This window comes from Methanobrevibacter sp. (assembly GCF_017409525.1).
GTDB lineage: Archaea > Methanobacteriota > Methanobacteria > Methanobacteriales > Methanobacteriaceae > Methanocatella.
The window spans coordinates 36,145-54,877 of sequence record NZ_JAFQSO010000001.1 but is presented as its reverse complement, the minus strand read 5'-3'; the positions used below and the strand labels follow the sequence as shown (position 1 = coordinate 54,877).

Sequence of the window (18,733 nt, the reverse complement as noted above, 5' to 3'; positions counted from 1 at the left end):
AATCGACAAAAGATTAATATTCATTAACAATATAAATAATAATATGTCTAAAATTAACGAATTACAAGAAATTATTGACTATTCAGACAATATCGTATTTTTTGGAGGGGCAGGCGTATCAACAGAAAGTGGGATTCCAGATTTTAGATCTGAAAGCGGAATTTTCAAAAGTTTGGAAAAATACGGAGACACACCTGAGAATCTAGTTTCACATAGCTATTATTTAGACCATACTGAAGAATTTTTCGAATATTACAAAGACAATCTTGTTTTCAAGGATGCAAAACCGAATCCTGCCCATTTAAAGCTTGCCGAGTTAGAAAAGAAAGGAAAATTAAAAGCTATCATCACCCAAAACATTGATGGACTTCATCAAAAGGCAGGCAGCAAGGAAGTATTGGAACTTCACGGAAGCATACACAGGAACTACTGTCAAATCTGCGGTAAAGAATATGGACTAGAATATGTTTTAGAAAGTGAAGGCATTCCTAGATGTGAATGTGGAGGAACTGTAAAGCCGGATGTTGTTTTATATGAAGAACCATTAAACAATGCTGTTTTAAGCTTTGCGACAGATTACATCTCTTCTGCAGACACGTTAATAATCGGAGGAACATCACTTGTCGTATATCCTGCCGCAGGCCTGGTCAATTACTTCAAAGGGGACAATCTCGTTTTGATTAACAAAAGCGAAACTCCTTATGACCGTCTTGCAACATTAGTCATCAACGATGCCATTGGCGAAACTTTGAGCCAAATCAAAATCTAAAGGTTCAGGCACTAAATCAATTCCCTCCAATCGATTATCGCACCTGTAAACAAGTATTTCAACTCCCTCATCATAAGCTTCATTTAAAGTTTGGCTAAATACAGGGTCATTTTCCCAATTTGGCCTGAAGAAATTGCCTGCAGGATGTTGAATTAAAAAAAACACGACACACCTATTTCCGTCTTTTTTAAGTTTTATCAATTCTTTCAAGTGCTTTGCACCCCTTTCAGTTGGAGCATCGGGAAATCTGGCCTCACCATCAACTATCAATGTTACGCCCTTTACTTCAACATAACATGAATCCTCTAAAAAGCTCATTCCGCAGCAATCATCTTCCCTGTTTGCCAGATATATATCGATTCTAGAGTCATCGACTGTCTTTTCTCTTTGATGATAATCATAACCTTGAAGTTCTTTGATTTTGCCATCAACTATGGCATCATATACAATGGCATTGGCTTGCTGAGAGAAAAGTGACACTAAAACTCCCTTGTTCTCAACAAAATGAAGTGAAAATTTTGTTTTCCTTTTTGGATTGTCCGATGGCTTAAGCCAAACAACTGCATCCTCAACCAAAAGTTCCTTACATCTACCGGTATTTGGTACATGAGCTATTTCTAACTTCCCATCAACTTCTACTACAGCAATGAATCTGTTAGGCCTTGCTTTAAAAATTCCTTTAACATAACCCATTTTTAATCACACTACCAATATGAGACACCAGATCTGTTGCTGAAAAGCCATTTCCCTTCTCATTAAATGCCTCTTCTCCTGCAAGACCGTTAATGAAAACTCCTAAACAAGATGAATCAAAAGCATTTAAACCTTGTGCAAGCAAACCAGTAGTTATTCCTGCTAAAGCATCTCCGGTTCCTCCAACAGTCATTCCAGGATTACCGGACTTGTTAATTCTAAATTTAGTTCCGGACAATATTAAGTCATACTGACCTTTAACAACTACAGAACCTTTAATTTTGCGAACAATCTGTTGAAACTCAGTTATGTTTTCATCAACCTTATTAAAGTCATATGAATCAATGTCCAGCTTCAAGTCATTTTCTACTTTAAAAAATGATTTAAACTCGAAAATATGTGGTGTTAATACAATATCTTCACGATTTTTAATTAATGAGATTTCTACCTGTTTTAAGGCATCTGCATCCAAAACAATTGGTTTTTTAATCTTTGTAACTAAAACATTAAACAATTTAGATGTGTCATCATCAATTCCAGAACCAGGTCCAATTAATATGGCATCCACATTTTCAGCTAAGTCAATTATATCTTCAGCATGATTTAAAGATAGCATATCGCCTTCAAGAGATTTTACAATCAAATCAGGGGATGTGGACTTGATAGCTTGAGCAGACTTTTCAGGTGATGCGACATAAACCAAGTCCGCACCTGCACCAATGGCTGCCATTCCTGCAATAGCTGGAGCCCCAGAATAATCTTTATTTCCTCCAACAATAAGTAAACGTCCATTATTTCCCTTATGTGATGAAGATTTTCTGTTCTTAAGCCTTAAAAAATCGCCATAGTTAACAAAATATTCTGCCTCAAATGGAATTCCAATATCTGCAGTGACAAGACCTCCAACAACTTCTTCATCGGCATTCCTCACACCGGTTTTAATCTTATGAAAGCTGATGGTATAATCCGGAACCACTGCCAAATCATCAATGCTGCCTGTTAAAGGATCCATTCCAGACGGCACATCAACACTGATTTTAATGCCTGAAGATTCATTGATGATTTCAATGGCTCTCCTAATATTAGTTTGCAATTCCCCTTTAATTCCAGTCCCCAAAAGACCGTCAACAATAATAAAATCCAAATCCTTGTTTTTTGCGACTTCACAGTTGTTAATGTCATCCAATGTTTTGAGATTATAAATATTTAAGCGTGACAAGCGAGGTTTCATGTTCTGCAAAATTTCAAAATTGGTTTTGGCTTCAGATGAATGTATATTATCCTTCAACATGTAGATGTCCACATCATAGCCCCTATTCAATAGATACCTTGCTGCAACAAAACCATCCCCACCATTTCCTCCGGAACCTGTAAATATTAGCACTTTAACAGGCTTTGAGAATGTATAAACTGCAATTTTGCCCACTTCTTCAGCTAGAGACTTTCCAGCGGATTCCATCAAACATAAACGGGATAATCCCAAATATTCACAATTATAATCCGTAACCATCATATCCATTGGATGCAAAAAATCACCTTTAAATTAAAATATAACAATTTAATATAAATATAATTATCTTAATTAAAGGAAATGACATATGAAAAAAATAATATTTAAATTTTTAACAAGATTGCCCTCAAAATATAGCATCAACGGATTAATACTAATTGTAGGATTATTTATTTATGGAATCGTTGGTTCATACTTCATAATGGGTTTAAATTTGATTGATTCTATTTATTATTCAGTTATTACAATGGCTACAGTTGGATATGGAGATTATATCCCCACCACTGGAATCCAAAAAATATTTGCAACAACATTAGCGCTTGCCGGTGTTGCATTGCTTGCATATGTGTTTAATATAATACTGACAAATTTCCAGGAAAAAATGAGATTATATTCTAAAGGAGCTAAGAAAATGAAATCTATAAAAGACATGGATGATTATTATATTCTTTGCGGTTACGGGAGAGTTGGAAAAGTAGTGCTTGAAGAATTAACCCAAAGAAATCAAAATGTGGTTGTTATTGAAAAAGATAAGGAAAGATATGATGGCATTGAAGAAAAGAAGAATGTAGTTTCAATTCACAAGGATGCGACTGAAGATGAGTTAATTTCCCACCTTGCGGGAGACAAATGTAACAGCATTATAGTAAGTACGGGCGATGATGTAAGTAACTTATTCATTGTTATGGCAATACGCGAAGCAAGCCCTAATGCATGGATTGTATCACGTGCCAGCAAAACAGAAAACATTTCAAGACTTAAAAAAGCGGGCGCCGATAAAGTAGTATCCCCTGAAATAATCGGAGGAAAAGACTTGTATTTTGAGTCAACCAGACCACATCTTTTAAAAATCACTGTAAGGCACACATCAGATGAGCTCCTTGATGAATTTGAAATAATATCCAAACATGGCTGTACGCTAGAAAATATCGAATATCACCTGCCGGGAATTGAAACCCCTCTTACACGTGAAATAAAAGCTATAGAATTTTCAGACGGCAAGGAATATCATAATTATCTAAAAACACATCCCGACGCGAAACAAGCTTTAGATAACTTATATAAAACTGTGAACAATATCCACTCACATTTAATTTCAGGCCCTGATAGGGCAACCTTCAAAAAACTCACAAAAGATTTAGAGAAAATAGATGAAATAATTGGAATAAACCTAACAAATAAAGAAATAGCCAAAATAACTAAAAAAGAAATCTAAAATTATTTTTTATAAAAAAAGAAATTAAAAGAGAGAAAATCTCTCTAGAATAAATCATGTAAGTTCATGATGTAGGAACCTAATTTACCGTCGAAGTTACCAGCTGAAATTTCAAGTACTCCATCAACAGCACAAGCTGCCTGAATACCTGCTTTCATAGCTGCTTTTACGGATTCTTCATCTACACCATCAATAACTATTTCGAATACACCGTCAGCATCTGCTCTAATGTCAGAGTCAACTTCATCTTTTAAAGTTACACACATTTTTTCGTTAGTGGATGCTGGTAAGAATGCATATTCATTGGATCCTACTTTGGAACCAGATGCAACCATACCACCAGGGAATGGAGTGATGACGCCTTCTACATTTGCAATTGCTGCAACAGCTAATTGAGCTGCTTTAACACCAGTCATTTGATCTTTAGCTAAAATGAAGAAGTTTCCTCCAGCAACACCATCTTTGAACCCGAATGTGGATTCAACTAAGAAGTCACCGGACATGATTGGAATGGAGTGTACGGTTTTTCCAGCAATTTCAAGGTCTTTTTCAAATCCGTCACCGAAGTATTTGAGTTTGAAACCAGTTTTTAAGACATCTTCTGAATCAAGTAAGTTGAATGCTGCTGCGGTAGGAGAGGTTAAAATACACATACCGATTCTTTCCATTAATTCATGGTCAAGTGCTTTTTTACCAGCGTGACAAATCATGATTGCATAACCTGGTCTTCCATCAGGAGTTTCATCTGCTGGTACAAAGCAGTCAATACCTGCTTCTGCAGGACATCCAATAACAGAAGTTCCGTAACCGGTAGCTTCAGTTGCTGCGATTTTTGCTAATTCTTGAGTTGCTGCAGTAACTAATATTCTAGTTACCTTAATTCCAAAACCTTCTGCGTAAGTTTCTTTAATTTCTACACCATTAATTTCCATATTTTCACCATAATTTTTACAAAAAATTAATTTTTTGTGATAATAGAATTTATGATTATAAATTAAAATAAAGTTTTCTATTTAGTTCAAGAATGGAAAATTTTAAAAGAATTGAAATTATTTAACGCCAACAAATTCATTAACATATGGGATTTTGGACAGTATGTAAATTATAAACCACGATAAGATGAAACCAACGAAGAATAGTATTAGATAGTCAATAGTGAAGTTAAATGATACGTGCAAAACCTTTCTAAATACCATAATAAGTTGACTATGAATCAAATACATTCCATAACTACACATTGCAATTGATGAAACGAACCTTTTAATGAAATCATTAGGGTTATTTAAATATTTGCTTGTCTTAAACAGACAGAATACTCCAATAACTTCGATTATAGGTAAAATTGCATACCTATGAAACGTGAACAGGATATTCGTATCCACAACAGAACATGAATAAACAAACATCACAATAGCGGGAACTATAATTAAAGCCAGGGCAATGAGGGCATTGTTAAATACCTTCCTTTCCGTATACCTTAGATAGTAACCTAAAACCACCAAACCGAATGGGCTTGTAAAATAAGACAATTTTACAGGGCATTCAACCATTAGAGTATAGTCAAATAATGTGGAAACAATCCAAATAACCAAAAAGTATTCCAACTCGGACAACTCGGAATGCTTAATCCATTTGTTCAATATCGGCATTGCCAAATACACACCCAACATCGTCCAGAAGAACCAGTATACTGCAGACCCCGGAGCCTTAAACATTAATGTGTCCCAAAACACCTTTAAAAATCCGTAAATACCATGCTGGTCAACAAGATTTAGGCTTGGAATAACATATGAAACAACAAATAGCATTACAGAAAATACCAATGACCAAAATACAAATGGCTTCGCAATGCGTGGAATTCTTTTAGATAAAAAACCTCTGATATCCCAATCACGTCCAAGCAGTAAAGCGCCGGACAACATGAAAAACAAATCAACACCTATTTTGAAAAAATTATTTCCGAATGTTTCAAATAAACCGCTGAATGAATAGATGGTGGAAACATTATAATTCATCATCTCGCCAAGATGGCCAGTAACATGCAATAAAACCACAAAAAGAATAGCCACAGCCCTCAAAGCATCAAAATAAAAAATTCGCTTGGATTGGCTAGAATTAACCATATTACTGCCCCTTATTCATCACTATCATCAGACGACTCTTCTATTTCATCAGATGAACTAAACGAAATTTTATCTAAAACTGATGATCCGTAATACGGTAAAATTACCATGCCCAAAATTGTTGCTAGCCAAAATGAAATTAATCTTTCAATAACGGTGGCAGCAGCACTTATGGATGGAGAAACACCAGCAGTTGAGAAAATCAGAATCATTGTCCCATCGATAGCGCCAAGACCTCCAGGAAGAAGAGGAATCATGCCAACCAAGGAGGATACAATGAATACCTCTGCAATAATAATGAAACTAACATTAGCGCCAAATGCTAAAAACACCAAATAAACTCTGAAGATTTCTAAAAACCATATGAAAAATGATAATGAAAGAGTGTAAATTAAACCTTTTTTATTGGAAATCAACAATTTCATGGTATCCTGAAAACCAAAAATTGCTTTATGAATTTGATTTTCCAATTTTTCAGAATTTTTCTTATAAAATCGTCTGACAAGACCGATAATCCATCCATCAACTCTTTTACCGAATTCTATATTGATACACATATAAATAAGAACGGCCAAAATGATAATGATAGCTATAACCGCTGCAACCATTACCACAATCAACCATAAATCAAAATTAAAAAATAAAGCCATGGATGCGATGGTAATCGCCGCCAATAAGACAAATGGAAGTGTATCCAAAGCCCTATCCGTGACAACAGTTGCTAAAGATTCTTCAAAATGATATTCCTCATTTTCTTTAGATAAAATATATGCCCTTACAGGTTCTCCACCGCCACGTCCGGACGGAGTAATATTATTAACAGCAAGACCCACTAAAACCATTGGAAGTAATTTTTTAATACTCACATCCATATCTGCCAATTTATTAAGTATTTGCCAGCGCAAAGTATACAAGAAATAAAGAAAGACCTGAACAAGCAAAGCTAAAAGTAGTAAAGTCATATTAGCCAATTTTAAAGCATCGATAACCTTATCTATTCCTACAAACCACAGCATTATTATAAGAATTAGAATACTTATACCCAAGAAAAATATTGATTTTTTATCCATCTTAATAATAATTTAATCTTTTAATACTTATAAATTTATATAGACATTTATTCAATATTTACACTATATGAGATATATTAACAAAACTGACTTATTTATAGTAGTCAGAAATTCCGGGATGATAATGATTGGAATAGGAGTGTTATGCCTTATCCCAATAATTGTTGACCTGCTATATCTCGAATTTAATTTTTTAGGATTTATAGTGCCTAGTTTAATATCAATAATTCTAGGATACATTTGCATAAAAGCATTTGACAAATATTCTTCACGAAAAATGCGATTAAAACATGGGATGATAATCTCCGCATTGGCTTGGTTATGGGCAAGTATCATAGGAGGACTTGTCATGCTGATGGTAAGCGATTTGAGCATGGTAAATGGTGTCTTTGAAAGCATGTCCGCTTTAACCGGAAGTGGAGTGACAATGTATCAAAATGTTGAAATTCTACCCCACAGCATATTGTTTTTCAGATCACTTGAACAGTGGGTTGGAGGTTTAGGGATAATCGTTATGATTGTTGCGATTTTAACAAGACCGGGAACCTCTTCTTCAAAATTATACCAATCAGAGGCACGGGAAGAAAAATTAAAGCCAAGTATCAAAACAACCCTAAAGCATACCATAAGGATTTATTTGATTTATACCACCTTTGGAATTATTCTATATTTGCTTGCAGGAATGCCCCTTTTCGATTCTGTTTGCAATACTTTCACAACCATATCAACCGGCGGAATGAGCATCAAGAATGCAAACATTGGATATTACCAAAGCGATGTGATTTATTTCATATCAATCATATTAATGATTCTTGGAGCGACAAGCTTTTTAGTGCATTACAAGGTTATCAAAACCAGAGGAAAATCATTGTTTCATGATCTGCAATTTAAAGTGATGATAACCGTAATAGCAATTGTCACATTAATGCTTTACTTTGCATCAAACATAATCCCTATGGACTTACTATTTACAGTAGTATCCGCTGCAACAACAACAGGATCAAGTATTAAAGGGGCGGAAATAATGGCTGGGTGGCCATCATTTGTCTTGATATGCATAATGGGCCTGATGTTAGTTGGCGGTTCAAGCGGTTCAACTGTAGGTGCAATCAAGCTTTCAAGAGTCATTATTTTCTTTAAAGGAATCTATAAGCACATCCGTGAAATTTTATCTCCCGAAGGAAGAGTCGTTCCAATAAAAATTTCAAATACAAAAGTATCCGAAAAGGCCGTTGGCGATAGTGGAAACTATATAACCCTGTATCTGATTTGCATTTTAATTACATGGTCTTTATTCTGTTTATATGGTCATGACCCATTCAATAGTCTATTCGACACTATTTCTATTCAAGGGAATGTAGGTTTAACGCTAGGAGAAATTGATTTTGGTCTTGAAGCCCCATTAAAGTTAATTAGCATATTTAATATGTGGACTGGAAGATTAGAAATATACCCTGCGCTAATCACATTAAGAGCAATCTTCGAAATTTTCAAAAGATAAATTTATATTAACATAAAATAAATATTGATTATTAATTGTTAATGAGGCGATTAGATGTATGCAATTATTATGGGAGGAGGTCGTGTTGGGCTTGCTCTTTCGAATTTATTGATTGAAGAAGGTTTTGACATTACTTTAATTGAAAATGACGAAACATTATGTGCAGAAGTCGCATCTGAATTGGATGCACTTGTTATTTGCGGAAATGGTACTAGTTCAAAATTACTTGAAGAAAGTAATATTGAAGACGCTGATTATTTTATAGCAACTACTGGAAATGATGAAGCAAACTTACTTTCATGCATTCTAGTTAGAAAATATGATGTTGAAACAATAATTGCACGTGTAAGTAATCCTGATCACGAAGAAGCATTTAAAGAAGTTGGGATTGATAGGGTAATCAGCCCAGAAATAAGTGCCGCCAGAGATTTAGCGCAATTTGTAACAAATCCAACAGCATCCAAATTAACAACACTTGGTGAAGGTGATGCGGAAATTATTGAAATGACAATAACCAACGATAAAGTTGTTGGGAAACGTTATAAAGACATTTCACCTACCAAAGATTATAATATCATCGCCATGTATGAAAATGGAAAATTAGTAATTCCACAACCAGACAATACAATCAGCCGTGGACAAAAAGTTTCAATTCTTGTTAGAAGAGGAACAATGAAAAAAGTATCTAGAAAATTAGAAAGATTATAGATAGGAATAAGACAACCTAATATGGTCTTTTCCATTTCTTTCCACTATCGGACCATGCCCAGGATAGATATTTTTAACGTCAAATTTCATTAATTTTTCAACGCTGTTTTTCATGTCCTGATAGTTACCGCCAATGTCCATCCTGCCGACACCTCCACCGGCAAATATAGTGTCTCCTGAAATTAAATTTTTGCCATCCCACATACAAATTCCGCCGCTGGTATGGCCGGGAGTATGTATAACTTCAAAATCTCCGATTTTATCTCCTTCTTCAAGCTCAATATCGACCCTTGAATTGTCAACACCCTCAAAAGCGGACATTGAAGTGCCTAAAGTATCCTCATTTCTAATGGAAATTGCATCCAATTTATGAACTGCAATTTTAGCATCTGGAAAGAAATGATTACCACCTATATGGTCAAAATGACAATGCGTATTTACAACCAATTCAATATCTTCGGCTTCAACACCATTTTCACGAAGTTTTGAGAACAAATAATCCTTATTTTGACCTGCACCGGTATCAACCAATATATTTTTATCAATCAAATAGCAATTTGAATCGTAGTTGAATCCCATTATAAAAACAATACTTGACATGAAAGATAATATAAACAAGAAAGTAATTAAAAGTTTTGAAAAAAATAGTTTTATATAAAAATGGGGTCACAGGGATTTGAACCCCGATCCTGGGATTTCTCTTGCCTCAGTACTCCAATTGTTCATCACAACGGATACTGTTCAGTTACGCGTATATTTCTTCAAAGACAACTGGAGTCCCAGATGATGCCAGGTTACACTATAACCCCACATATAACATACAGTAGTACATTTATTTTAATGATATATAAAGATTATCATTTATTCAAATTTCATTTGTTTGTCAATGCCTGCAATTTCATCGATTTCCAAACCTTTCTCCAATGCATAATCCTTTTCAACTTTGTAGTTGCCATTTCTAGTCCTTGGAGTATTTTTAGGCTCCAAAAAAAGCCATTTAGTATATTTAAATCTGACCCCGATATATGGTTTTGCACCAAATATCTTAGAAAATTCACACAATGCAGAAATTTGAGGCTCATCAATATAAACTTTATCTTTGGTTGTTGTTTTAACTTCAATAGCCAAATACAGTTTCCCATTTCCGGCAACGACATCAGGTAATGGATTTTTAGTTGCCCCTCCAGAGGCAGGAGCCCTCATTGCAGCAAAATTTCTCTCCCATAGTTTATGCACCAAATCCCTTTCTTCAGCAGACCCCTTTTTAGCCATAATAACACTCAATATCTAAAAGTTTTTTAATTAATTAATAATATTTTAACTAATAGTATTTAAAAAAAATGCGAGAGCATTTGAAAAGTAATTGGAAAAAAAAAACAAGTTTTATTAATGGGGCCGGGGCCGAGATTCGAACCCGAGTCCCGGGATCCACAGTCCCGGAGGATGACCACCTACCCTACCCCGGCAAGATACTATCAAATAAAAATTGTTAAAATGCGGGAGCAGGGATTTGAACCCTGGTAGACCTGCGTCAACAGGTCCTAAGCCTGTCCCCTTTGGCCTCTCGGGCACCCCCGCTTAAAACAAAAAGAAAGGATACAATAGAAACCATAAAAAATCTTAACAAATTTTTAAATGCTCCGGCCGGGATTCGAACCCGAGTCTTCGGCTCGAAAGGCCGAAATGATTGGCCGGACTACACCACCGGAGCATACACATACAAATAAAGTTTTAGTTAACATGGGCCCAATGGGGTTCGAACCCATGACCTTCCGGTTATGAGCCGGACGCTCTACCTGGCTAAGCTATGGGCCCAAAAGCGCCATCGACAGGGCTCGAACCTGTGACCAATCGGTTAACAGCCGAACGCTCTACCTACTGAGCTACGATGGCATGAGAATACCCATCTAACTTAACCAAATAAAACCCATGTTTAAAAATCAAAAGACTTTAAACAGTAATGATAAATATTATTTCAATAGTATTTAAATCTTTTGGTTTTTTGGACTTTTAATAGGAAATATTAAAAATCAACAAATTAATTTATCGCAAATTAATATATAAACTTTAAGAAACTTATATACAAATATGGATTATGACATATTTGATTTAATAAGAAATGCCAATAAAACAACATTAAGCAAGCATGGCAACTTAATAACACTTGAAAGAGCAGTATTTTTATCATGGTGGTGCGATAAGGGAGATTGTGCTTTTTGTTACATGTCAACACAAAAAGAGAAAATAAAAGATTCCACCAAAGCTAGACGAAACATCAATAACATCTATGCTGAAGCGGAGATGTGCAAACGTCTTGACTGGAATATAGAATTTTTATCCGGAGGATACAAATCATTTACAACACAGGAAATCAAGGAAATTGCCACCAATATAAAAGAAATTACTGGAGACGGAGTTTGGCTAAATACCGGAATAACAGATGAATTAAACGAATACGAATCTGAAATAAAAGGAATTACCGGCGCTGTCGAAGTGGCCAAACCAGAAATACATGAAAAAGTATGTCCATCCAAAAAACTAGAAGACATCAGCAATATGCTGGATGTTGCAGGAAGTTTGGGATTTAAAAAAGCGATTACAATAATTTTAGGGCTTGGTGAAACACTTGAAGATGTTCAATACATAATAGACTACATTAAAGACCATAAAATTGATAGAGTGATATTCTACTCACTGAATCCCCATAAAGAAACCGTTTATGCAAACTCTTCACAACCCGCTTCCCTTTATTACGCTCAAGTTGTAGCCCAAGTTAGATTGGCATTCCCAAATATAGAAATAATCTGTGGAACCTGGATTGACAATCTGGCGAATATAGGCATTTTAATTTTAAGCGGAGCCAATGGGATAACAAAATTCCCCCTATTTAAGATGTTTGGAACAAAATATGGAAAAAGAGTAGAAGAAGAAGTGAAATGGGCAGGACGTGACCTAAAGGGCACATTTACAGATGAAAATATGTTGGGTCCTAAAAAAAGTGAAGTTTCACCTGAACTGGATAAATTCATTAATCGATATATTAAAGAGTCTTTAAAAAATAAATATTAACCAATGGTGTTTATATGGTCAATGGAAAATTCGAATTAACTGATGAAATTATTAATAAGGCAAGAGCCAGCATAAGTAATTTAGCAGATAATCTCATTAAACTGAAAATGGAAGATATTGAATCATATGAATTCCCATTAGATGAAAAATTCGCTTTAGAAATAATCCATGAAGATGCACCATTCTATCTGATTATTAAATTCGCCTCAACAAACAAAAACATTATCTGCATGGCTCCTGGAGCATTTAGAAGAGACAAGGTAACCTCAGATGGAAAACCTATTGACCCACCCCATTTTCATAGATGGCGCTGGCCGGAATTATTCGATGAATCCGTTATAGTCTTTGCCGATCCAATGATATTCTGGGACGACAACATAAGCATTGGATGGATGATAGGTGACGCCAACCAGTGGTACATTGAAACATTATCTGAAATCATTAAAAAACTAGCCAAAAATCAAAATGTAATAAATGACAATATTCTATTCTTCGGGTCATCCGGAGGAGGATTCATTTCAGTGTGTCTTGCAACCCTAATAAAACATTCTAAAGTTCTGGTAAATAATTCACAATTTTCCATTTTAAACTACAAGCAACATTTAGTTAAAAGAGCATTGGATTTGATAACACCAAAATTTGACGGATTGACACAAGAGGAAGTAATTGAAAAAATTAAGTATAGGATTGATACTCCAGAATTATTTAAAAGAGAGAATTATGCTCCATACATAACATATTACGTTAATGTAAAATCTGAAATTGATATACAAGACCATTCAATACCTTTAATACAAGACCATTTTAATCAAGACCAATTCAAGGGACTGGATGTCATATTTTATAGTGAAGATAAGGAAATACCTCACCATCCATTTAAAGCAGGATTAATGATGAAAGTCATTGATTTATTTGCAAAGAATAACCTATACAATTCGGAACCTAATGTTGAGGAAAGAATAATCCTAAGGGACCGCTATCAAGGAAATTGCAAATACACCTTTGAGAAATTAAAAGAAGAGAATGAAGAACTAAAAAAGAAAAATCTAGAAATGGAAACATCTACAAGTTGGAAAATAACAGCCCCTTTAAGAAAAATAATGAGAAAGATAAGAAGAAAAAATTAACGACCATGACCATATTCAACCGATTAATATCAAAAAAATAATTTAAATTCCATGCTATTTTTGACAAAAAAGTCGTGACTTTCAAAAATCTTTATAAATTACATAAAATAAATATTATTATAATATAAAAATTACCCGATTGGAGGAATTATTATTAGTGACGATGTCGATATGATGTGTGGACTTGAAATCCACGTACAACTAGAAACTCAATCAAAATTATTCTGTGACTGTCCTACAAATTATCAGGACGCACCTATAAATACAAACATATGTCCTGTTTGTTTAAACCAACCAGGTGCCAAACCACATCCTACAAACGAAAAAGCATTAGAAAATGCTTTAATGATTGCATTAATGTTAAACTGTGAAATTGATCAAGGTGTAACATACTTCATGAGAAAACACTACGATTATCCGGATTTGCCTTCAGGTTACCAAAGAACTTCAATCCCTATTGGAATAAACGGTGAATTGAACGGAATTAGAATTAGAGAAATTCACGTTGAAGAAGACCCTGGTCAATATAACCCGGATAGAGGTACTGTTAACTTCAATCGTTCTGGAATTCCATTAGTTGAAATTGTTACAGAACCAGATATCAAATCTCCTGAAGAAGCAAGAACCTTCTTAAACGAATTAATAAGAGTTCTGCAATACAGTGGTGGAGCTCGCGGTGAAGGTACCATGAGAGCAGATGTAAACATCTCAATCAATGGTGGAAACAGAGTGGAAATGAAAAACATAAACTCCATCAAGGGCGCTTACAGAGCATTAATTTTTGAACGTAACAGACAGAAAAGAAACTTGGAAAGAGGAGTTGAAACAAAACAGGAAACTCGTGCATATGTTGAAAGTCAAATGATTACAACAGCAATGAGGTTAAAGGAAGATGCTGACGATTATAGATTCATTACAGATCCTGACTTGCCACCTATGCAAATTTCAGATGAAACAATACAAAGCATTTTAGACACAATGCCTGAAGCTCCTCACAACAAAGTAAAAAGATTTGTTGAAGATTATAAAATTGACGAAGAAACCGCTAAAGTCTTAACCTCCGAATTTGATTTAGGTATTGCATATGAAGAAGTTGTTAAAGAAATTGACCCTATATTTGCAGCAAAATGGATGAGAGATGAACTTAAAAGAGTCTTAACATATAACAAACTAGATTTCGCAAGTAGTGAAATTAGTGTTGAAAACCTCGTGGAATTATTCAATATGATTCAATCAAAAGAAATTACTGTTAAAGCAGGCCAAAGAATCATTGAGCAAATGCCAAACAATGAAAAATCTCCTAAAGCAATTGCTGAAGAATTAGGATTGCTTGGTGTTGTAAAAGATGATGAAATATTAGCCGCTGTAAAACAAGCCATTGAAGAAAATCCAAAAGCTGTAGATGATTACCTGTCCGGACAAAAAGCTTCAATTAACTTCTTGGTAGGTCAAGTAATGAGATTGACACGTGGAAAGGCAGACCCTGGTGAAACTGTAAAACTTTTAAAAGAAAATATTGAAGAGGAGTAAGAATGGGTGGAAAAAAATCTTATGTTAAAGATTACATGACCGAAAACGTAATCAGTGTTTCGCCAAAAACTAAAACTGATGAAGTTATTGATTTAATGAAAAAAAGCCACCACAACAGTTATCCAGTAGTAAAAGACAATAAATTAGTTGGAATGGTAACAGCATTCGATATCGTGGCCAAAAAAAGGACAGAAACTGTTGACGGAATAATGACCACCAAATTAGTTGTTGCCAACCAAAATTTAACCATTAATGATGCTTCAAGAGTCATGTTCAGAAGAGGAATTTCCAGGATGCCTGTTGTAGATGAAACAGGAGCGCTTGTAGGAATTATCACAAACACTGATATGGTAAGGTCACATATCGAAAGATCAACACCGAATAAGGTAGAGTATTTCAAAAAAACTTTAGAACAGTTATATGGAATCCACACAACTCTAAGGCATATGGAAGTTGAAACTAATAAACTAAGACCAACTCAAGACAGAGTTTATGCAGATGAGCTTGAAGGCAGAGCTTATGAATTAAAAAAAGGATTAGCCGAACCTGCAATTGTTGTGAAAACCGGTGATAGGTGGATTTTAGTAGACGGACATCACAGAGCAGTTGCATCAGCTCAAAACGGATATGAAACTGTAGATTCATACGTTATCGATTTGGGCCAAGACATTAAATTAGGAATGGAAAAAACAGCAGACAAAGCTGGTATAAGGACATTTGATGATATAGAAATTATCGATGACGACAAGCATCCTTTAATTGCACTTACTGAAAGCATGCAAGATCAAGAGTCCAAAGGTGACGATTAAATGGCTGATGATAAAATCATAAGAGAGGTTTATGAGGTTTTGGAATCCCGACGTGACAATCCGATTGATTCATATACTTCAAAAATCATGCAAGACAGCGATAAAAAAGCTGAAGACAAAATACTTGAAAAAATTGCTGAAGAAGCTGGAGAAGTGCTGCTTGCTGCAAAAAATGACGAAAATCTTGTATATGAATCTGTAGATTTGATTTTCCATACATTGCTCATATTAGTGTATAAAGGCGTTGAAATTGATGAAATATTTGAAGAGTTTGCAAGCAGAAGAAAATGACTCATCAATAAATACTAAATTTAATTAATAACCGGTTGAAAATATGTTTGACACATTTGCTGAGAAGAAATTTTTATTAAAACAATTAGTAAAAAGAGATTTAACCTCCAAATATAAAGATTCCGTTCTTGGAATAGCTTGGAGTTTTTTAAATCCTTTATTAATAATGATTGTATTTACAGCAATCTTTTCAATGATTTTCGGCCGTCAAATTGAAAATTATCCCGTTTATTTCTTATCAGGAAGAATAATATTTGATTTTTTTAAATCTGCATCAACAGGAGCAATGAAATCAATCAAAGGAAACGCAAACATACTTAAAAAGATTTATATCCCAAAATACATGCTCGCCGTTAGTAAGGTCTGTTACGAATTCATTAACTTTTTGATTTCAGTTGTAATTTTATTCGGAGTTATGTTGGTAACTGGTGCGCAATTCCATTTAACTGCATTATTGGCCATTATCCCTATATTTTTATTGGTCATGCTGATATTTGGAATTGGATTGATATTAGCCGTTTGCAATACCTACTTTACAGATATTGGGCATTTATACAATGTATTTGCATTAATCTTGATGTATGCTTCTGCATTGTTCTATCCTATGGAAATTGTTCCGGTGACCGTTCAGAAATTGTTTACATTGAATCCGATTTATTCTGCAATTTCATGCTTTAGGGAATGTGTCGTTTACGGAATATTTCCGAATATCTACACATTATCCTATTTGGCAGTGTTCGCCATAACAACTTTATTAATTGGAATCATTCTATTTAAGATGTATGATAAAAAATTAGCATTGGAACTATAATCAGGTTTTATTATGAAGTTAATAGAGAAAATAAAAAAATATTTTAAAAAGGAGGATAATAAAAAAAGGGCCAAACAAGAAAGTGTCCCTATGCCTGAATCCAAGTACAATAACATGATTATCCTCGCCCCATATAAGGCTGCATATGAAGGGGACGATTCTAGATTCTACATTTACACATTTGGTGAAGATGGCGAACCTATTACTGATGAAATCCTGACTATTAGCTTTCCAGATAAAAAATATGAACTTCAAACCGATTGGAAAGGAATGCTAAGAATTCCAATTAATCTTCCCGTTGGAAAATATGTTTTTGATATAGTATTCCCTAATGGAGATTATTCTCAAAGTATTGAAGGTAATTTAATTGTTAAAGCAGCTTCATCCAAACCAACTAGCCCTAAAAAACCAAAAAAACCAAAATCAACTCATTCTAAAAAGCCTTCTAAAATATCAACCAATTTCTATGCTCCAAATATGAAAATGTATTCGAAAAAGCAAACACAATATTATATTATGCTACGTGACGGCAATTATGATGCAATGCAAGGAGAGGAAATTAGGTTTATCGTAGATGATGAAGTTTACATCTCTAAAACTGATGAAAAAGGATTTGCCAGATTAGACAAAGAATTCCCACCTGGAAAAAATATAATAAAATATGAATACTTGGGTAACGAAAAATATGAGAAAAGTGAAGGGGAATCAACTATAAACGTGCTGGTAAGGAATGAAGACAAGGAACTGATGATTGATGTTGAACACTTATCAATGGAATTTAAAGTCACAAAAGATAAAATCGACACTTTAAAAGAATTCATCATTAGAACCGCTAAAAGAAATAAAGAGGAACATGAAAAAATAAAGGTTCTTGACGACATCTCATTTAAAGTTTATAAAGGGGACAGAGTAGGAATCCTCGGTTTCAACGGTGCTGGAAAAAGTACCCTATTAAAAATAATGTCTGGAATCTATGAGCCGACATCCGGAACCATAACAACCTACGGCAATATTGCGCCATTGCTTGAATTGGGTGCTGGTTTTGATAAAAACTACACCGGCAAAAACAATATTTTCCTAAACGGTGCTTTCTTGAGTATGAAGGAGGACTTCATCAAAGAGAAATATGATGAAATCGTGGAATTTTCGGAATTGGGGGAATTCATCGATTACCCTATCAAAAATTATTCTTCAGGTATGAAATCAAAATTAGGTTTTGCAATAGCTACAACTATCAATCCGGATATTTTAATCATTGATGAAATATTATCTGTCGGAGATATTAAATTCAGAAAAAAGAGCTCAGAAAAACTTAATTCAATGATGAAGGACGGAGCTACAGTATTGCTTGTTTCACATTCAATTTCACAAATTAGAAAGATATGCGGCAGATGCATTTGGCTTCAAGATGGCCAAATAATAATGGATGGAGAAACAAATGAAGTTTGCAATGCATATGTATCAAGTGCAAATGGAACAAATATTAAAAAAAGAAGAAAATAGGTT

The 18,733-nt window shown here is 34.5% G+C and carries 18 protein-coding genes and 6 tRNA genes; 11 read left to right on the top strand and 13 right to left on the bottom strand.

All coding sequences use genetic code 11. The annotated features are described in order from the left end of the window. The first annotated feature begins 43 nt into the window (after nt 1-43). A complete protein-coding gene (locus IJE64_RS00180) occupies nt 44-769 on the top strand; it encodes an NAD-dependent protein deacylase (protein WP_292780306.1) in 726 nt (241 codons plus the stop codon). Here the strand turns inward: IJE64_RS00180 and sfsA are convergent. Both sfsA and IJE64_RS00170 read right to left on the bottom strand, forming a co-directional pair. Beyond that, nucleotides 719-1,462 (bottom strand): DNA/RNA nuclease SfsA, encoded by a 744-nt coding sequence (gene sfsA / locus IJE64_RS00175; RefSeq protein WP_292780304.1) that lies wholly within the window; start codon nt 1,460-1,462, stop codon nt 719-721. The two genes, IJE64_RS00180 and sfsA, sit on opposite strands and share 51 nt — an antisense overlap. Further along, nucleotides 1,449-2,990: an NAD(P)H-hydrate dehydratase gene (locus IJE64_RS00170; protein ID WP_342764979.1), complete on the bottom strand. Its 1,542-nt coding sequence runs from the start codon at nt 2,988-2,990 to the stop codon at nt 1,449-1,451. The genes sfsA and IJE64_RS00170 overlap by 14 nt, the downstream gene beginning before the upstream one ends. A 70-nt stretch (nt 2,991-3,060) precedes the next feature. Between IJE64_RS00170 and IJE64_RS00165 the strand changes: the two genes are divergently transcribed. Continuing rightward, nucleotides 3,061-4,188 carry an NAD-binding protein gene (locus tag IJE64_RS00165; RefSeq protein ID WP_292780301.1) on the top strand — a complete coding sequence of 376 codons (1,128 nt, stop codon included), beginning with the start codon at nt 3,061-3,063 and terminating at the stop codon, nt 4,186-4,188. A gap of 44 nt (nt 4,189-4,232) precedes the next feature. Here IJE64_RS00165 and fhcD read toward each other — a convergent pair whose 3' ends face one another. The 3 genes from fhcD to IJE64_RS00150 form a co-directional block, all read right to left on the bottom strand. Then, nucleotides 4,233-5,120 (bottom strand): formylmethanofuran--tetrahydromethanopterin N-formyltransferase, encoded by an 888-nt coding sequence (gene fhcD / locus IJE64_RS00160; RefSeq protein ID WP_292780297.1) that lies wholly within the window; start codon nt 5,118-5,120, stop codon nt 4,233-4,235. 117 nt (nt 5,121-5,237) lie between these two features. After that, complete coding sequence (locus tag IJE64_RS00155) at nt 5,238-6,311, bottom strand: acyltransferase (RefSeq protein ID WP_292780294.1); 1,074 nt, start codon at nt 6,309-6,311, stop codon at nt 5,238-5,240. 11 nt (nt 6,312-6,322) lie between these two features. After that, nucleotides 6,323-7,381 carry a UPF0104 family protein gene (locus IJE64_RS00150; protein ID WP_292780292.1) on the bottom strand — a complete coding sequence of 353 codons (1,059 nt, stop codon included), beginning with the start codon at nt 7,379-7,381 and terminating at the stop codon, nt 6,323-6,325. A gap of 67 nt (nt 7,382-7,448) precedes the next feature. On the opposite strand from IJE64_RS00150, the gene IJE64_RS00145 reads away from it, so the two are divergent. Together IJE64_RS00145 and IJE64_RS00140 are read left to right on the top strand one after the other, a co-directional pair. Then, the gene (locus IJE64_RS00145) at nt 7,449-8,882 is read left to right on the top strand and encodes a TrkH family potassium uptake protein (protein ID WP_292780289.1); all 1,434 of its coding nucleotides are present in this window, start codon (nt 7,449-7,451) and stop codon (nt 8,880-8,882) included. 54 nt (nt 8,883-8,936) lie between these two features. After that, entirely contained in the window at nt 8,937-9,590 is a 654-nt protein-coding gene (locus tag IJE64_RS00140) for a TrkA family potassium uptake protein (RefSeq protein WP_292780286.1), read from the top strand. Here IJE64_RS00140 and IJE64_RS00135 read toward each other — a convergent pair. The 8 genes from IJE64_RS00135 to IJE64_RS00100 form a co-directional block, all read right to left on the bottom strand. Further along, complete coding sequence (locus tag IJE64_RS00135; protein WP_292780283.1) at nt 9,585-10,190, bottom strand: MBL fold metallo-hydrolase; 606 nt, start codon at nt 10,188-10,190, stop codon at nt 9,585-9,587. The genes IJE64_RS00140 and IJE64_RS00135 overlap by 6 nt on opposite strands. Nucleotides 10,191-10,251: 61 nt before the next feature. Then, nucleotides 10,252-10,399: transfer RNA gene (locus IJE64_RS00130), tRNA-Trp, on the bottom strand. A 52-nt stretch (nt 10,400-10,451) separates the two neighbouring features. Next, complete coding sequence (hjc, locus tag IJE64_RS00125) at nt 10,452-10,862, bottom strand: Holliday junction resolvase Hjc (RefSeq protein ID WP_292780280.1); 411 nt, start codon at nt 10,860-10,862, stop codon at nt 10,452-10,454. A gap of 118 nt (nt 10,863-10,980) precedes the next feature. Then, a tRNA-His gene (locus IJE64_RS00120) sits at nt 10,981-11,056 on the bottom strand. A 29-nt stretch (nt 11,057-11,085) separates the two neighbouring features. Beyond that, nucleotides 11,086-11,168: transfer RNA gene (locus IJE64_RS00115), tRNA-Leu, on the bottom strand. 58 nt (nt 11,169-11,226) lie between these two features. After that, nucleotides 11,227-11,301 (bottom strand) — tRNA-Glu (locus IJE64_RS00110). A 30-nt stretch (nt 11,302-11,331) separates the two neighbouring features. Continuing rightward, nucleotides 11,332-11,405 (bottom strand) — tRNA-Ile (locus IJE64_RS00105). Between the two features lie 5 nt (nt 11,406-11,410). Next, nucleotides 11,411-11,483: transfer RNA gene (locus IJE64_RS00100), tRNA-Asn, on the bottom strand. A 195-nt stretch (nt 11,484-11,678) separates the two neighbouring features. Between IJE64_RS00100 and IJE64_RS00095 the strand changes: the two genes are divergently transcribed. From IJE64_RS00095 to IJE64_RS00065, 7 genes are all read left to right on the top strand, one after another. Further along, nucleotides 11,679-12,659, top strand: coding sequence for a radical SAM protein (locus IJE64_RS00095; RefSeq protein ID WP_292780278.1), 981 nt, complete (start codon nt 11,679-11,681; stop codon nt 12,657-12,659). Between the two features lie 14 nt (nt 12,660-12,673). After that, a complete protein-coding gene (locus IJE64_RS00090) occupies nt 12,674-13,786 on the top strand; it encodes a hypothetical protein (protein ID WP_292780274.1) in 1,113 nt (370 codons plus the stop codon). A gap of 171 nt (nt 13,787-13,957) precedes the next feature. After that, a complete protein-coding gene (gene gatB, locus IJE64_RS00085; protein ID WP_292780272.1) occupies nt 13,958-15,316 on the top strand; it encodes an Asp-tRNA(Asn)/Glu-tRNA(Gln) amidotransferase subunit GatB in 1,359 nt (452 codons plus the stop codon). 2 nt (nt 15,317-15,318) lie between these two features. Further along, a complete protein-coding gene (locus tag IJE64_RS00080) occupies nt 15,319-16,125 on the top strand; it encodes a CBS domain-containing protein (protein ID WP_292780269.1) in 807 nt (268 codons plus the stop codon). Then, nucleotides 16,126-16,416: a phosphoribosyl-ATP diphosphatase gene (hisE, locus tag IJE64_RS00075; RefSeq protein WP_292780267.1), complete on the top strand. Its 291-nt coding sequence runs from the start codon at nt 16,126-16,128 to the stop codon at nt 16,414-16,416. A gap of 43 nt (nt 16,417-16,459) precedes the next feature. Next, on the top strand, nt 16,460-17,227 hold the full coding sequence (locus tag IJE64_RS00070) for an ABC transporter permease (protein ID WP_292780265.1): 768 nt from the start codon (nt 16,460-16,462) through the stop codon (nt 17,225-17,227). A gap of 12 nt (nt 17,228-17,239) precedes the next feature. Then, nucleotides 17,240-18,730, top strand: a complete 1,491-nt coding sequence (locus IJE64_RS00065; RefSeq protein ID WP_292780263.1) for an ABC transporter ATP-binding protein — start codon at nt 17,240-17,242, stop codon at nt 18,728-18,730. Nucleotides 18,731-18,733: the final 3 nt, after the last annotated feature.